This is a genomic window from Pasteurella multocida, assembly GCF_900187275.1.
Taxonomy (GTDB): Bacteria; Pseudomonadota; Gammaproteobacteria; order Enterobacterales; family Pasteurellaceae; genus Pasteurella; species Pasteurella multocida.
The window spans coordinates 2111003-2126379 of sequence record NZ_LT906458.1; the positions used below are offsets into that span (position 1 = coordinate 2111003).

At 40.4% G+C, this 15377-nt stretch carries 12 protein-coding genes and 1 pseudogene; 4 read left to right on the forward strand and 9 right to left on the reverse strand.

Going from position 1 to position 15377, the window contains the following annotated elements; genetic code table 11:
- Nucleotides 1-73 precede the first annotated feature (73 nt).
- Nucleotides 74-2632 carry an autotransporter outer membrane beta-barrel domain-containing protein gene (locus tag CKV69_RS09845; protein ID WP_025248555.1) on the reverse strand — a complete coding sequence of 853 codons (2559 nt, stop codon included), beginning with the start codon at nucleotides 2630-2632 and terminating at the stop codon, nucleotides 74-76.
- 196 nt (nucleotides 2633-2828) lie between these two features.
- Here CKV69_RS09845 and ligA point away from each other — a divergent pair, with 196 nt between their 5' ends.
- Nucleotides 2829-4850 (forward strand): NAD-dependent DNA ligase LigA, encoded by a 2022-nt coding sequence (ligA, locus tag CKV69_RS09850; RefSeq protein ID WP_005752224.1) that lies wholly within the window; start codon nucleotides 2829-2831, stop codon nucleotides 4848-4850.
- A gap of 92 nt (nucleotides 4851-4942) precedes the next feature.
- Here the strand turns inward: ligA and nanA are convergent, their stop codons facing one another.
- The 6 genes and pseudogenes from nanA to CKV69_RS09880 form a co-directional block, all read right to left on the reverse strand.
- The gene (nanA, locus tag CKV69_RS09855) at nucleotides 4943-5824 is read right to left on the reverse strand and encodes an N-acetylneuraminate lyase (RefSeq protein ID WP_005718701.1); all 882 of its coding nucleotides are present in this window, start codon (nucleotides 5822-5824) and stop codon (nucleotides 4943-4945) included.
- Between the two features lie 20 nt (nucleotides 5825-5844).
- Nucleotides 5845-6711, reverse strand: a complete 867-nt coding sequence (locus CKV69_RS09860) for a MurR/RpiR family transcriptional regulator (protein ID WP_005718698.1) — start codon at nucleotides 6709-6711, stop codon at nucleotides 5845-5847.
- A 26-nt stretch (nucleotides 6712-6737) separates the two neighbouring features.
- Nucleotides 6738-7205 carry an N-acetylneuraminate anomerase gene (gene nanQ, locus CKV69_RS09865; RefSeq protein ID WP_005755298.1) on the reverse strand — a complete coding sequence of 156 codons (468 nt, stop codon included), beginning with the start codon at nucleotides 7203-7205 and terminating at the stop codon, nucleotides 6738-6740.
- Between the two features lie 9 nt (nucleotides 7206-7214).
- Nucleotides 7215-8108 (reverse strand): N-acetylmannosamine kinase, encoded by an 894-nt coding sequence (locus CKV69_RS09870; RefSeq protein ID WP_005752223.1) that lies wholly within the window; start codon nucleotides 8106-8108, stop codon nucleotides 7215-7217.
- Nucleotides 8109-8129: 21 nt separating this feature from the next.
- Nucleotides 8130-8816: an N-acetylmannosamine-6-phosphate 2-epimerase gene (locus CKV69_RS09875; RefSeq protein ID WP_005724602.1), complete on the reverse strand. Its 687-nt coding sequence runs from the start codon at nucleotides 8814-8816 to the stop codon at nucleotides 8130-8132.
- Nucleotides 8817-8962: 146 nt separating this feature from the next.
- Nucleotides 8963-9598, reverse strand: a pseudogene (locus CKV69_RS09880) (SGNH/GDSL hydrolase family protein).
- 243 nt (nucleotides 9599-9841) lie between these two features.
- Here CKV69_RS09880 and CKV69_RS09885 point away from each other — a divergent pair.
- From CKV69_RS09885 to CKV69_RS09895, 3 genes are all read left to right on the forward strand, one after another.
- On the forward strand, nucleotides 9842-10825 hold the full coding sequence (locus CKV69_RS09885; protein ID WP_005724599.1) for a sialic acid TRAP transporter substrate-binding protein SiaP: 984 nt from the start codon (nucleotides 9842-9844) through the stop codon (nucleotides 10823-10825).
- A gap of 68 nt (nucleotides 10826-10893) precedes the next feature.
- On the forward strand, nucleotides 10894-12777 hold the full coding sequence (locus CKV69_RS09890; protein WP_015702678.1) for a TRAP transporter large permease: 1884 nt from the start codon (nucleotides 10894-10896) through the stop codon (nucleotides 12775-12777).
- 128 nt (nucleotides 12778-12905) lie between these two features.
- Complete coding sequence (locus CKV69_RS09895) at nucleotides 12906-14048, forward strand: N-acetylneuraminate epimerase (protein WP_005724596.1); 1143 nt, start codon at nucleotides 12906-12908, stop codon at nucleotides 14046-14048.
- Between the two features lie 91 nt (nucleotides 14049-14139).
- On the opposite strand, the gene CKV69_RS09900 is transcribed toward CKV69_RS09895, so the two are convergent.
- Nucleotides 14140-14868 carry a cytochrome c biogenesis CcdA family protein gene (locus CKV69_RS09900; RefSeq protein ID WP_005718684.1) on the reverse strand — a complete coding sequence of 243 codons (729 nt, stop codon included), beginning with the start codon at nucleotides 14866-14868 and terminating at the stop codon, nucleotides 14140-14142.
- 15 nt (nucleotides 14869-14883) lie between these two features.
- Entirely contained in the window at nucleotides 14884-15258 is a 375-nt protein-coding gene (locus tag CKV69_RS09905; RefSeq protein ID WP_005718682.1) for a thioredoxin family protein, read from the reverse strand.
- Between the last annotated feature and the right edge of the window lie 119 nt (nucleotides 15259-15377).

Below are 15377 nucleotides of genomic sequence, written 5' to 3' on the forward strand. Positions count from 1 at the left end.
CTCAATAAGCGTGTGCGGTGAAAAATCCCGTTTTTTTCACCGCACTTTTTATTTCAATAGCCCGATTATTTCGTTAAAACAGAATATTGAAACCAACATTAAGCTGATTATCTTTAAATTGTTGTTTTCCTCTTTGGTGTGTGGTGTCTAGCCAAAAGCGCAGATGACGACCAAATTGAGACGCGATACCCGCCTTATACTCAAATAGCTGTTTTGCTCCTTCAATATGGTTTACTACGTCATTGATGGTGATGCCGTAGTCTTTTGCGTGATGTAGCCAATTCACCTCAAAGTAAGGTTTTAAATTCCATTGCGTGTTTAAGAAATGGCTATCTAAACTGAATCTGACACCAAGACGTGTTTGTGTATTTTGCTGTCCTATATAATGAATCAACGTCTGTTGTGGATCTCTATGCTGTTTGCTATTTAGCTTTTGCCAAATAAATTGTGCTTGAGGCTGAATATTGAAGCTATGTTTCAGATCTGCTACGGTATATTGAACGAGTGGCAAGTGATAGCCTAGCTCAAGTGAGGCACTCAGTCCCTGTGTACGATAATTATCGCTAGACGAGGCTGGATTGATCACTTGATTTTTGAACCATTGATATTGTAGCCAACTGTCAATGTATAAGCCGGTGTCATCATTTGGGTTTTGATACCAAGTACCATAAACACCAAGTGCATAACCTTGTACTTTGCCGCGTGAAGTCCCGACACGAGATGAGCGTGTTTTACTGCTTTGTTTGGCGTAGCCGAACATCACACCGGCATGATAATGTGCTTGATTAATAACAGTTTTGCCTAATTGCGTGACATAACGTTGGGCTTTTGTTGTGTTTTGGTTATCACGTATTCGATTATGATTTGTTCCTTCAACAGCACGTATCCAAAATGTTTTGTCGGCAGATTGATTTAAAAAATGATGACGAGATAAACGGTCTTCAAGACGTAGTTGAAAAAGCTGGTGGGCAGCATAGAGGTTATTAGCATAGCTTGCCATTTCTGCGCGATAGCTTGGTGTCCCTCCAATGTAGCTAGTCAAATACCAATTATCTTGGTTGGTTTCATGTCGTTTCTCAAGATGATACACAAACGCACCTTTTGACAGATAATTATCAATGACAAACGCATTGTCTGTGGAGGTGTTTGTTTCAATAATTTTGACACCGTTGACTGCGTTTTCTGCATCGCTGCCAATATGGTGAATCGCGACGCGTGTTTTCCCTGTTGCATTGCCTCGAATGAATAAAGTGTCGGTTGGATTTGTCGTACCATTAAAATCCGCAGATAAATGGAGTGTACCGTTATGTCCTTGGTAATCCTCATTGATAGTCACATTTTTAAACACTGGTGTCGGTTCATGATGTGCGAATGTAAACTTACCCTGATGGGTGAATTTACCGTTTAATTCATAATCACTGGCAAACATCAATTCACTTTTTTCACCTAATATGATATTTGCAGCCGTTAAGCTACCTTGTTTCAAGACGAGTTGCCCTGATTCGGCATACATTGTTTCTTTAAAAATAAAAGGATCGGATAATGTCCATTTTTCGCCACGCATCGTAAGGGTATGAAAATTCTGGAATTTATTTTTACCGTACAATAATCCCTGTTCTTCCCCTGTTTCTGTCAAAATTAATTGATTGTTTTTACCGTTAGCACTCGTAGCCACGAACCCGTCAATTTCTGACCCGGTTTTGAGAATCAGTTCTACTTTTTCACTGCCCGTTAACCCAATAGCACGGCTTTGTTTGGTTAGGTCGTTCTGGCTAAAACTGATCTTGCCTGCATTGATGAGAGAAACAGATTCTCCGCCCAATGATACGACGGTTTTAGTGGGATCACTGCTTTCGAGGTTACCACTATTCATGAAGTCTATCTTGTTCGCATTTTGGATAAAAACAGCACTGTGACCAAGCGATTTGATATTGCCACGATTTTGTAAATCAGCATGAGTCGTGTATCTAATTGCGACGGAAGGGATAACTTTACTTTTAGAAAGAATAGTGCCTTCATTATTGATTTTGGTTAATTTTCCATTGTCTAACCAAATACTCGGTCCGCCATTCGCTAAGAGTTGTGCCTCTTTACCGAGATTATGTACTTCGTAAACTACTTCTGTTGGCGTTTTTAAAGTACTTTCAGCAAGTGTGCCTGCTCGTTTAAAATAACGAGAGCATATCGCACACTCATTGCCACCTAAGCCATCTGTTCGAATTTCGCCATAATTTGTAACATGCAATTTCTCAGTAATATTGCCCCATTGTGCATCAATTGCACTGGTGGCACCAGCAGGGGCTGAGCTAATCAGTTTGCCATGGTTAATAATTTCCGCACTGCGCGCATTATTTCTTTCAGGCGCATTGACTTTATAATCTCCATTCTCTAAATGTAGATGATTTGTCAGACGGTATCTTTTATTATCTTCTAAAACGGCTAGGTGGTGGGAATAAGATCGGGTTTTATCGCCATCTATAGTAATGATATGTGTGTCAGTTGCTGTGTCTATTTCTTCTGTAACTGTACATCCCTCACCACAAGATGTTGTATTAACGGATGACCAAACATTTGACGATAAACAAAGGGAGGTGAGAATTAGTGGTAAAGAAGACTTTTTTAGATGAGTCATGTTAAACGTCCTGTATTAACGTAATTTTGTTTTTTGTTATGTATGAATTTTATACAAAATAGATTTTTAGTTCAATAATTGAGCTAAAATTACATAAAAATAATAGGTGTTAAATTTCTTTAATCAATAGGCTCAAAGTATTGTAAAATTACGCGTCGAATCTGCAAAAGTGCGGTGATTTTTATCAGGATTTTATATGACAGACAGTATTAAATTAGAAATAGAACAATTACGCCAAACGCTACGTTATCATGAATATCAATATCATGTCTTAGATAATCCACAAATTCCTGATGCGGAATACGATCGTTTATTTCATCGTTTAAAAACGCTGGAACAACAATATCCACAATGGTTTAGCTCGGACTCTCCTACACAACGAGTGGGCGCGAAACCCCTTTCTGCGTTTGCGCAAGTGCAACATGAAATGCCTATGCTGTCCTTGGATAATGCATTTTCAGATGAAGAGTTGCATGCTTTTGTCAAACGTATTCAAGACCGTCTGGTTTTTTCCCCTAAATTACTTGAATTTTGTTGCGAACCGAAATTAGATGGGTTGGCGGTCAGTATTTTGTATGTAGATGGAAAATTGACACAAGCAGCGACCCGTGGTGATGGGAGTACAGGAGAAGACATTACGTTAAATATTCGCACAGTACGTAATATCCCTTTGCAATTGTTAATGGAAAATCCACCGACGCGTTTGGAAGTACGTGGAGAAGTCTTTATGTCGCAAGCGGGCTTTGAGGCATTAAATGAAAAAGCGTTAGCCAGAGGGGAGAAGACCTTTGCCAATCCACGTAATGCGGCAGCGGGATCATTGCGTCAGTTAGATCCGCGAATTACTAGCCAACGTCCGTTGCTATTAAACGCGTATAGCATTGGTGTCGCAGAGGGGATTGATTTACCTGATACCCATTTTGAACGCTTACAATGGTTAAAATCCATTGGTATTCCGGTGAATAATGAGATTCAGTTATGTGAAGGGACGGAAAATGTGCTCAATTTCTACCGCGCGATTATGCAAAAACGGAGCACTTTGGGCTATGACATTGATGGGACAGTGATTAAAGTCAACGATATTGCTTTACAAGAGGAATTAGGTTTTATTTCGAAAGCGCCTCGTTGGGCAATTGCCTATAAATTCCCCGCACAAGAAGAATTGACAGTATTAAATGCGGTAGAGTTTCAAGTAGGGAGAACCGGTGCAATTACACCAGTCGCGAAGTTACAACCTGTGTTTGTCGCAGGCGTGACGGTCAGTAATGCGACACTGCATAATGGCGATGAAATTGCACGTTTGGATGTGGCAATTGGTGATACGGTGATTATTCGCCGCGCGGGAGATGTGATTCCACAAATTATTGGTGTGTTACATGAAAAACGCCCAGCCAATGCAGAGAAGATCGTTTTTCCGACAGAATGTCCAGTTTGCGGTTCGGTGATTGTACGTATTGAAGGTGAGGCCGTTGCCCGTTGTACGGGCGGTTTATTCTGTGCGGCACAACGTAAAGAAGCATTGAAACATTTCGTCTCACGTAAAGCCATGGATATTGATGGTGTTGGGGCAAAACTTATTGAACAGTTGGTGGACAGAGAACAAATTCATACCCCAGCGGATTTATTTAAATTGGATCTCAACACGTTGGCTCGTTTAGAGCGTATGGGGCTTAAATCTGCGCAAAATGCCCTCGACAGTTTACAGAAAGCGAAAAAAACGACTTTAGCGCGTTTTATTTTTGCGCTAGGTATTCGGGAAGTGGGCGAGGCCACCGCACTCAACTTAGCCAATCATTTTAAGACTTTAGAGGCATTAAAAGAAGCGACGCTGGAGCAACTACAAGAAGTACAAGATGTGGGCGAAGTGGTCGCTAATCGGATTTTTGTGTTCTGGCGTGAACCGCATAATGTGGCAGTAGTCGATGATCTGATTGCGCAGGGCATCCATTGGGAAACCGTAGAAGTCAAAGATGTTGGAGATAACCCATTTAAAGAGAAAACAGTGGTGTTAACTGGCACCTTAACGCAAATGGGGCGGACTGAAGCGAAAGCCTTACTCCAGCAGTTAGGAGCAAAAGTCAGTGGCAGTGTTTCTGCCAAAACGGATCTGGTGGTGGCAGGTGACAGCGCAGGTTCAAAACTGACAAAAGCCAATGAGCTTGGCGTCAAAGTGATTGATGAAAACACCTTCTTGGCGTGGAGCAAACCGTACTTGTAAGATGAAATAAAACCGTTTAGCGTTAACTAAACGGTTTTTTCTCTTTTTTGACCGCACTTGACACATCAAAGTGCGGTTGCTTTTTTCCAAAATTAAGAAAGGTATTTGGCTTTTAATTCTTTCGCAAATGCGACTTTCTCTGGACTTAATTCTTTTGTCATTGGCTCACGGCAGTAACCTGCTTCGACACCATCGAGTTTCAATAACTCTTTAATAGTTAAGTATAAACCGTTTGCTAAGATGCCTTCGATTAAGTCATTTGTCACATGTTGAATTTCAAGGGCTTCTTTTAATTTGCCTGCTTGTGTTAATTCAAAGATTTGACGAGCGCGCACACCATTGACGTTGAAGGTACTACCAATTGCACCATCTACACCCAATGAGGCGGCAGGTAACATCATTTCATCGAAGCCAGCCCAGATTAAGTGATTTGGATAGGCTTTTTTCAAGCGCTCTAATAAGTAGAAATCACCCGCGGTAAATTTCACCCCTAAAACTTTTGGATTTTTGTAAAGTTCACCAAATTGTTCGACACCGATGTTTACGCCAGTTAAGAATGGGATAGAGTAAACAATCATGTAGTTGCCAGTGGCTTCGATGATGCTATCGTAATAGTGTTTAATTTCTGGGAAACTAAATTTGTAATAGAATGGCGTTACCGCAGATAAGCTGTCATAACCGAGTTCAGTGGCATATTTACCTAGCTCAATCGCTTCTTGTAAGTTCACACTTCCCACTTGGGCAATGAGGGCGATCTCATCTTTCGCTTCATCTTTAGCAATACGGAAGATTTCTTTTTTCTCTTCAGTGGAAAGCATGAAGTTTTCGCCTGTACTGCCGCCAACGTAAAGACCATCCACTTTCATCTTGTCGATGTTATAGCGAACAATTTGACGTAAGCCTTTTTCATTGATTGAACCATCAGCGTTGAAAGAAACTAACAATGCACTGAAGATACCTTTTAAGTTTTTCATTGGATACTCCTATAGATGTGTTATTTAACACGTTGTTCGAGAATGACGTTAACGGTTTTTTGCTTCGTTTTAGTGGCTGTATCTTCCGTCGCTTGTACGATTAAGGTGTAGATCAAATCTAAAACGAAAAGCTGAGCAATTTTTGTTCCCATTGAATCACCTTGTAGTTGCCCTTGGCGATTACCATTAATCAGGACATAATCCGCAGCGTGCGTAATGGGTGAACGCAAATTATGCGTAATCGCGATAGTGGTTGCGCTATTCTTTTTCGCGATGTTTAGTGCTTGAATGACTTCTTTCGAATAACCAGAATGACTAATACCGACTACAACATCACCTTCTTGCATGAGTGCAGCTTGCATATACATAAAGTGGTTATTTGAGGTGGAATCCACTTGTAAACCGATGCGCATGAATTTATTTTTTGCATCTTCTGCGGTTATTCCAGATGAGCCTACGCCGAAGAGAAAAATACGTTTGGCTTTCATCATGGTATTCACCACTTTTTCTAACTCATTAAAATCGAGTAAGTTAATGGTTTCAGCAATGACATTCGTCACTGCACCCTGTAATTTCGCCGCGATATTTTTAGGATCATCAGAAGGTGAAATGTCCGTATCAAGTAAAGAATGATATTGCTTTTCTCTTGTGGCTAATTCAATAGCAAGTTCTAATTTAAAGTCAGTGAAGCCTCTAAAGCCTAATGTACGACAGAAACGAATGAAAGTGGCTTCGCCCACATCAAGATGTTTAGCAATATCAGACAGTGAAGACTGACTTAATAAATCAGGTGAGGCGAGAATTGTCGCTGCAATTCTTTTTTCTGTTTTGGTTAAACTATCATGTAGTGCACCAATCGTGTCTAAAATTTTTCCACTAATTAACATAGAGGCTCCTTACAATGTGGGGTGAATCACAGCAATTCAACCGGCACTTTTACGACAAGTTTTTTCAAACTTACCACTTGGTTATCCACATTACAGCCAGGTTTATGTGGTTCATAAGGCAAGAACACCACAAACATTTTCGGTTTTAATGTGAGTGTACTTTTATACTCGATTTCTGGGGTCAGTTGATAATCGTCTTTTTCATCGTATTCGGTATAGTTGGCTAATGTAGGATAAGCGACACTATATTCGATATTTTCCTGTCCTGAGATCAACACTTGTACATCAATATATTGACGATGTAACTCAGCTTGTTTACTTTCTGCCGCCGCGGTATCAAATGCCATGACATTCATATAAATTTGCTCAGTAATGTCATGACGCCCAGTTTCTAAAGCAGCTAAATCTAAGGTATTTAAATAGTCACATACCTCAGCAATAACAGGAGGTAAGCCTAATTTGAAATCGTTTCTTGTTAAGTCCCCAATAAACATATGATTCTCCTATTTCAAATGAACGCCTTGTTTTAGGCAATCGGCTACCCACCAAGCGGCACCCAGTAGCCCAGCATCTTGTCCGTGACGTGCTTGTTCAACGGTACAATGATAGAAATGTGGCATCGTGTTGAGGTACTGTTTGACTAAGGGGAGGTAACCTTCCGCTAAACCAACACTACCACCAACTACCACTTTTTGTACATCTAAACCAATCACTAAATCTGCAATCAGGTTGGCTATCGCGCTAGCTGAACGCTGGATAAGTGCGGTCGCTTTTTCATCATTTTTTCTAAATAACTCGAAAGCTTGTTTTGGTGTGCAAGGTGGATTCCATTGGCTAGAAACGGCTTCAATTGCGCGTCCAGCCGCGACGGCTTCAACACAACCTACACGCCCACAACCACAAACCGGACCATTTGGGTCTGCTAATGTATGTCCGATATGCCCGGCAACGCCGTTAGGTTCTGTCAATAAGCGGCGTTCTAAAATAATGCCACCGCCCACCCCAGTGGATACGGTGATAAAAACAAAATTTTGTACCGCATTTTTATCTTCGTCTTTATATTCCGCACACGCGGCAGCTTGCACATCATTTAGTAAGCCAATCGGTTTGTCCGTATGGCGCGCAATGCTTTCTTTTAAGGGAAATTCCGCCAAACCACCTAAATTTTTTGGATTTAAGGCGGTTAACACACCATGATTAATGATGCCGGTTGAAGCCACTGCAACGTAATCGAATTGTCCGGCATACAAAGCAAGAATGTTGGCCAGTGTGTCATGCATCGCATTGGCAGCATCAGCTTGTGGCGTTGCAATCTGTTGGCGTTGTTCTATTTTGCCGTCTGTTACAATAGCCGAGGCAATTTTTGTTCCACCAATATCTAATGCTAAACAGCGCATAGGCTCTCCTTCTGTGATGACTTATTTTGCCGATTTGACGGCATCGGCAAACCAGCTTACGATATGTTCGAGGCGAGTCAGCGCAGATCCTACGGTGACAGAGTAAGCACCAATCTCAATTGCGGTTTTCGCCAATTCTGGGGTGTTATAGCGCCCTTCTGCCATCACTCGGCAGCCAGCAGCATTCAAATCTTTGACTAACTGATAATCCGGTTCAGCTGGAATTTCACCGCCAGTATAACCAGACATGGTGCTACCAATAATTTCTACCCCTAAGTTGTGGCAATACATCCCTTCTTCAAAATTAGAACAATCCGCCATGGCTAAACAACCTAATTCTTTGATTCGTTTAATAATGGCTTCACGTGTAGTTGGACGGACGCGATCGGTACCATCAAAAGCAATAATATCGGCGCCTGCTGCGGCTAACTCTTCAATGTCTTGTAAAAATGGGCTAATACGAACGGGACTGTCAGGTAAATCGCGTTTAACGATACCAATAATCGGTACATTGACGACGTTACGCGTGGCTTTTAAATTTTCGATCCCTTCAATACGTAACCCGGCAGCACCACCGATAACGGATGCTTGCGCCATGGCGGCAACAATTTCTGGCGAGTCCATTGGCCCATTATCTACGGGCTGGCAAGATGCGATTAAGCCATATTTAATTTGTTCTAAAACTTGCGGATGTGATAGTTTTGACATATTAACTCCAGTCTAAATTTATCAAAAGAAGATTGACTCCAATTTGCATAGGTTAATCTTAGAATTAAAAAATAACAACCAAAATAATAAAAATTTGAGATCTTTGTCGCATATTTATTCATAGGGAATAGACAGCTTAATTTTAGTTATGATTTGTCAATCCTTGCTATTTTTTGTGTTTGCTGGTTTGCGATACACTGTTCTAATATTGCTTTGAGCACTTGATAACCTTGCTCATTAAAATGTAATCCGTCGGTACAAAGGCGTAAATCCAGTTCACCGTTAGAATCACAAAAGTATTTTTGTGTTTCAACGTAAGTCACGTCTGACGGACAATGTTGTTTTAAATAGGTATTGAGCCTGTGAATTTGTGCGTTAGTGACCGTATTAATCTGATTGACCGGTGTGGCTTCTAATAAAAAGTAGTGGGACGTAGGAGAAATGGTGTGTAGGTGAGTCAGAATGTCATTTAACTATCGCATGACTTGCGCCGGTGAATACGTTTCTTCCTTACAAATATCATTGACGCCTAAAAAAAGAAAAACAGATTGTCCAAGTTGTTGAATCCGTTTAGGTTTAACGATAACATCCAAATATTGTCGCGTACTGACGCCAGAAAGTCCTAAATTGGCGACGGTTTGTCCCGCTAATTGAGGTGTGCCTGCTACCTGTTCGTCCCACATGTCAAAAAGTGAATGACCAATTAAGCTGATATTGGCAGGTTTGGAAAATTCCGCCATTTTGCTCTGATAGCGTTGATAAATATCCTGATCACTTAGCATGTGTGGACCTCTATTTTGAAATAAAACGCTAAGTATTATATAAAACCTGATATGCCGGTAAACAGTAAACTTATCTTCCGTAGGGGTAAATATTCAATTTTGTGACGAACCTATCATTTATGAAATAAAACTTCATTTTCTATATAAAAAATAGTTTTTTCACTTTAGAATGCCAAACGTGTGAAATTTATTTCATCATCATTTTAACGTAATCCCAACGTAACCAATAGAGGAGAACTCATAATGAAATTTAAAAAACTACTACTTGCATCTTTATGTTTAGGTGTTTCAGCTTCTGTATTTGCAGCAGATTACGATCTTAAATTCGGTATGGTTGCGGGTCCAAGCTCAAACGAATATAAAGCAGTAGAATTCTTTGCGAAAGAAGTGAAAGAAAAATCCAATGGCAAAATTGATGTGGCTATTTTCCCTAGCTCACAGTTAGGTGATGACCGTGTGATGATTAAACAATTAAAAGACGGTGCATTAGACTTTACGTTAGGTGAATCAGCACGTTTCCAAATTTACTTCCCAGAAGCAGAAGTATTTGCGTTGCCTTATATGATTCCTAATTTTGAAACCTCTAAAAAAGCGTTGCTCGACACAAAATTTGGTCAAGGTTTATTGAAAAAAATTGATAAAGAGTTAAACGTACAAGTGTTATCTGTGGCGTATAACGGTACACGTCAAACAACTTCTAACCGTGCAATCAACAGCATTGAAGACATGAAAGGGTTAAAATTACGTGTACCTAACGCGGCAACCAACCTTGCTTATGCAAAATACGTGGGTGCAGCGCCAACACCAATGGCATTCTCTGAAGTTTACCTTGCGCTTCAAACAAACTCTGTGGATGGTCAAGAAAACCCATTACCGACAATCCAAGCACAAAAATTCTATGAAGTACAAAAATACTTAGCGTTAACTAACCACATCTTAAATGACCAACTTTACTTAATCAGTAACGATACGTTGGCAGATTTACCAGAAGATTTACAAAAAGTGGTTAAAGATGCAGCAGCGAAAGCCGCTGAATATCACACTAAACTCTTCGTTGACGGTGAGAACAGCTTAGTTGAATTCTTCAAAAGTCAAGGTGTGACAGTCACACAACCAGACTTAAAACCATTTAAAGCAGCACTTACACCATACTATGATGAATATCTCAAGAAAAATGGTGAAGTCGGTAAAATGGCGATTGAAGAAATTTCTAATCTCGCTAAATAAATATAGTAACCTTATCCCTGCGCCTTAAGGGATAAGGTTCCTTTTTATTGGGTTGTCTTGAGGTATCTATGAAAATAATAAATAAATTAGAAGAGTGGATTGGCGGTGTGCTATTCATTGGAATTTTCTTAATTCTGTTAGCACAAATCATTGCTCGTCAAGTGTTTCAGTCACCGTTTATTTGGAGTGAAGAACTCGCAAGATTGCTATTTATCTATGTCGGGCTACTTGGTATCAGCATGGGTATCCGTAGTCAGCAGCATGTTTATATTGATTTTTTAACTAACTTTATGCCCGAGAAAGTGAGAAAGGTGACAAACTCCTTTGTTCAAGTTCTCATCTTTATTTCCATCATTATTTTCATTCATTTAGGCTTTAAAGTTTGGATCGACTCCAGTTTTAAAATGGAAGCGTTAACTGCTTTCGCTTCAGATTTAATTGGGCGCGAGACGATTGTGCCTGAAAAATGGATGTATGCGGCATTGCCTTTTATTTCTTGTTTAATGTTATTCCGCTTTTTCCAAGCGCAAGTTGAAAATTATAGAAATAAGTTAAGTTATATTCCTGTCACGGCATTTGTGATTGGTGCGGTCATTATTTTTGCGATTTTATTGATTGAGCCAGATTGGTATAAAGTCCTCCGTATTTCAAATTATGTGAAATTTGGTGGTGATGCAGTGTATATCACATTAGTGATTTGGCTTGTCATTATGTTTGTGGGAACCCCGGTAGGTTGGTCATTATTTATTGCGACGTTGCTTTATTTTGCGATGACGCGTTGGAATATTGTTAACTCGGCATCAACCAAGCTCACCGACAGTTTAAATAGTTTCCCATTATTGAGTGTGCCGTTCTTTATTTTAACCGGTATTTTAATGAATACGGGCGGAATTACAGAACGTATTTTTGATTTCGCACGTGCCTTGCTCGGTCATTACCGTGGTGGTATGGGACACGTGAATATCGGGGCAAGTTTAATTTTCTCAGGTATGTCTGGTTCTGCACTTGCCGATGCAGGTGGTTTAGGCCAGTTAGAAATTAAAGCCATGCGTGATGCTGGGTATGACGATGACATCTGTGGTGGGATTACCGCTGCTTCTTGTATTATCGGTCCATTAGTTCCACCAAGTATTGCGATGATTATCTATGGGGTTATTTCTAACCAATCTATTGCAAAATTATTTATTGCGGGTTTTATTCCTGGTGTGCTCGTAACCATTGCGTTAATGATCATGAACTATTATGTGGCGAAAAAACGTGGTTATCCAAGAACACCTAAAGCGACCCTTGAACAACGTTGTCAGGCATTTAAAAAGGCCATTTGGGCAGTGTTAACCCCAATTTTGATTATCGGTGGTATTTTCTCTGGTCTCTTTACACCAACGGAAGCCGCGGTGATTGCAGCCTTCTATTCCATTATTATCGGGATGTTTGTTTACCGAGAGTTGAATTTACAAATGTTGTTCAAAAGCTGTATTGAAGCAATGGCGATTACAGGGGTAACAGCATTAATGGTGATGACGGTCACTTTCTTTGGTGACATGATTGCACGTGAGCAAGTGGCTATGAAAATTGCAGAAGTCTTTGTTGCAGTAGCCGATTCACCAACGATGGTGTTAGTCATGATCAACTTATTGCTCTTGTTCCTTGGTATGTTTATTGATGCTTTAGCATTGCAATTCTTGGTGTTACCAATGTTAATTCCAATTGCGGTTCACTTTGGCATTGACTTAATTTTCTTTGGTGTCATGACCACATTAAATATGATGATTGGTATTTTGACTCCACCAATGGGAATGGCATTATTTGTTGTGGCACGTGTTGGTAATATGCCAGTGAGTACAGTCGCAAAAGGGGTTTTACCTTTCTTAGTACCAATTTTTGTGACACTGGTGTTGATTACAATTTTCCCACAAATTATCACCTTTATACCAAATCTTCTGATGCCATAATGGCGTGAAGAAATGGCATTCAAAGCCAATCGGACTCGGTTGGCTTTAATTTAAAAAACTTGCCATTCAGAATTATGCTATCTGAATCGGTATTCATTCTTACTAACCTAATTAATTGAGGTAATAAAATGAAATTTACAAAAACAGCGTTATTTACGGTATTAGCAGCAACGGCATTTGCCGCACAAGCAGGTCAGTATCCAGATTTACCAGAAGGCATTAAAGCCGGTGCAGGTGCATTAATTGGTGATACCGTTTATGTGGGGTTAGGTGGTACTGGCACAACAAAATTCTATTCATTAAATTTGAAAGATCCAAAAGAGTGGAAAGAAATTGCAGAATTCCCTGGTGGTAAACGTAATCAGCCTGTTGCTGCGGGTGTGAATGGTAAGCTTTATGTGTTTGGTGGTTTCCAAGATACAGATGTCGCGAAAAATCAAATTATCAATGATGCTTATGAGTATAATCCGGCAGATAATACGTGGACAAAATTAAGCACACGTTCTCCTCGTTCAACATCTGTGGGAGCGAGTGTTGCAGCAGATGGCGGTAAAATTTACTTCGTAGGTGGGGTAAACCACGAAATTTGGAATGGTTTATTCCAAGATGTTAAAGCTGCAGGTGGTGATAAAGAGAAAGAAAAAGCGATCTTTGACCCGTATTTCAATTTACGCGCACAAGATTTCTTCTTCTCACCAGAAATCATCAGTTATGAGCCAGCTAACAATGTATGGCGTAACGAAGGCTACTTCCCATATTCGGGTCGTGCAGGCGCTGCGGTTGCGATTAAAGATGGTAAATTATTAGTCGTGAATGGTGAAGTGAAAGCAGGTTTACGCTCGCCAGGTACTGCGTTAGGTACGATTGGTAAAGATGGCGTTACTTGGAAAAAACTCGGTGATTTACCAGCACCAACAGGCTATGACAAACAAGATGGTATTGCAGGCGGTATGGGTGGTTATACCAATGGTCATTATATCGTGACAGGTGGTGCGAACTTCCCTGGTGCATTAGCAAACTATGAAAAAGGGATTATGGATGCGCACCGTACAGGTGGCTTGAAGAAAACCTATCATAAAGCAGTTTATGCGTTGGATGGCAAAACCGGTAACTGGAAAATTGTGGGTGAATTACCAGCAACAATTGGTTATGGTTTAGCGGTTTCTTATAATAATAAAGTATTGTTAATTGGCGGTGAAACTGATGGTGGTAAGCCATTAAGCGCTGTACAAACAATGAGTTATGATGGTAAGAAATTAACAGTAGAATAATCGTTTTATTCGTGATTTAAGGGCTGTATAAACAGCCCTTTTTTCGTTGCGTTAATCATAATGTGAAAAAACGTACCGCACTTTTTAAGAGTTAAAAGCGGGTTGTTAAGTTAGTTAGCCATTCTGGACTTAATTCAACGAGCCAGATTTCAATTTGTTTATCAAAGCCTGTTAAGACCAGTAAGCCTACCACTAACAAACTCCACCCCATCACAATACGTCCTTTTTGTCCCGCATTAGCGAGGCTTTCACGTTTTTCACGGAAAAATTGGCGAGAGAGTAATCCAATCGCAATTAATGGAATCACCGCGCCTAAGCTGAAGATCACCATCACAATTGCTACACTGGCAAGGGCTTCTCCTTGGCTAGCAAGCGCTATTGCGGCACCTAACGTCGGACCAATACAAGGCGCCCAAACAATACCTAGCAATAAACCAACAAAAAATTGTCCTGTCGCGGACTCTGGGTTAAAGCCACTTAACCAAGCTTCCCCTTTTCCAGTGAGCAGTGATGTGTAGCGACTCAACAAGGCTTGTAAGCGTGAGCTGAGTAGCCAGAAGGCGACTAACAGCATCAAGATCGCCGCGCCATAACGTAAATATTCGCTATTGAGACCTAATGCTAAACCGATAGACGCAATGACCGTACCAACTAGGGTAAAAGAAATTGCCATACCAAAGGCTAGGGTAAATAAGCCGACTTTCCGTTTTGCCATGGCGGAAGAGGCGACAATTGGCAGAATAGGTAAAACACATGGGGAAAGAGTAGTAAGCAATCCTGCCAGTAAACTTAAGCCTAAAACGGTGACACTGATATCCATATTATGTCAGTTTCCTTATGGGAGGGTGATAAAACGACGCAAACCGTCTTCGCTTGTTTCAGCAATACTGCGGCGTACTTCTTTGCCTTGGTTAAACAGAATTAAGGTACTTTGACGAGTGACATTGAAATGTTTTAAGGCATCTTTATGTTCGTCATAATCCACTTTAAAGACAGTGTAATCTTTAAATTGTGCCTCTTTTAACATTGGCTCAAGTACGTTGACTTGACGTTTGCAAGTTGGACACCAATTGGCATAAACATCGACTAAAACCGGTTTATCGCTTTGTAAGGCTACATCAAATGCTGCTTGTTCAAATGGTTTGAAATCCACCGCAAAAGCTTGAACGGACAGTAAGCAAGTAGCAACGAAGGTCAAAAGTTTTTTCATAAAGTTCTCCTAAAGTAAATTAAACATAAATGGTAGTGATATGGTGATTTAGACGAAAGAAGAGAGAAATCCTTACAGAAACTTTGTAAAAGATGACCGCACTTGATAAAAAAAGCCCA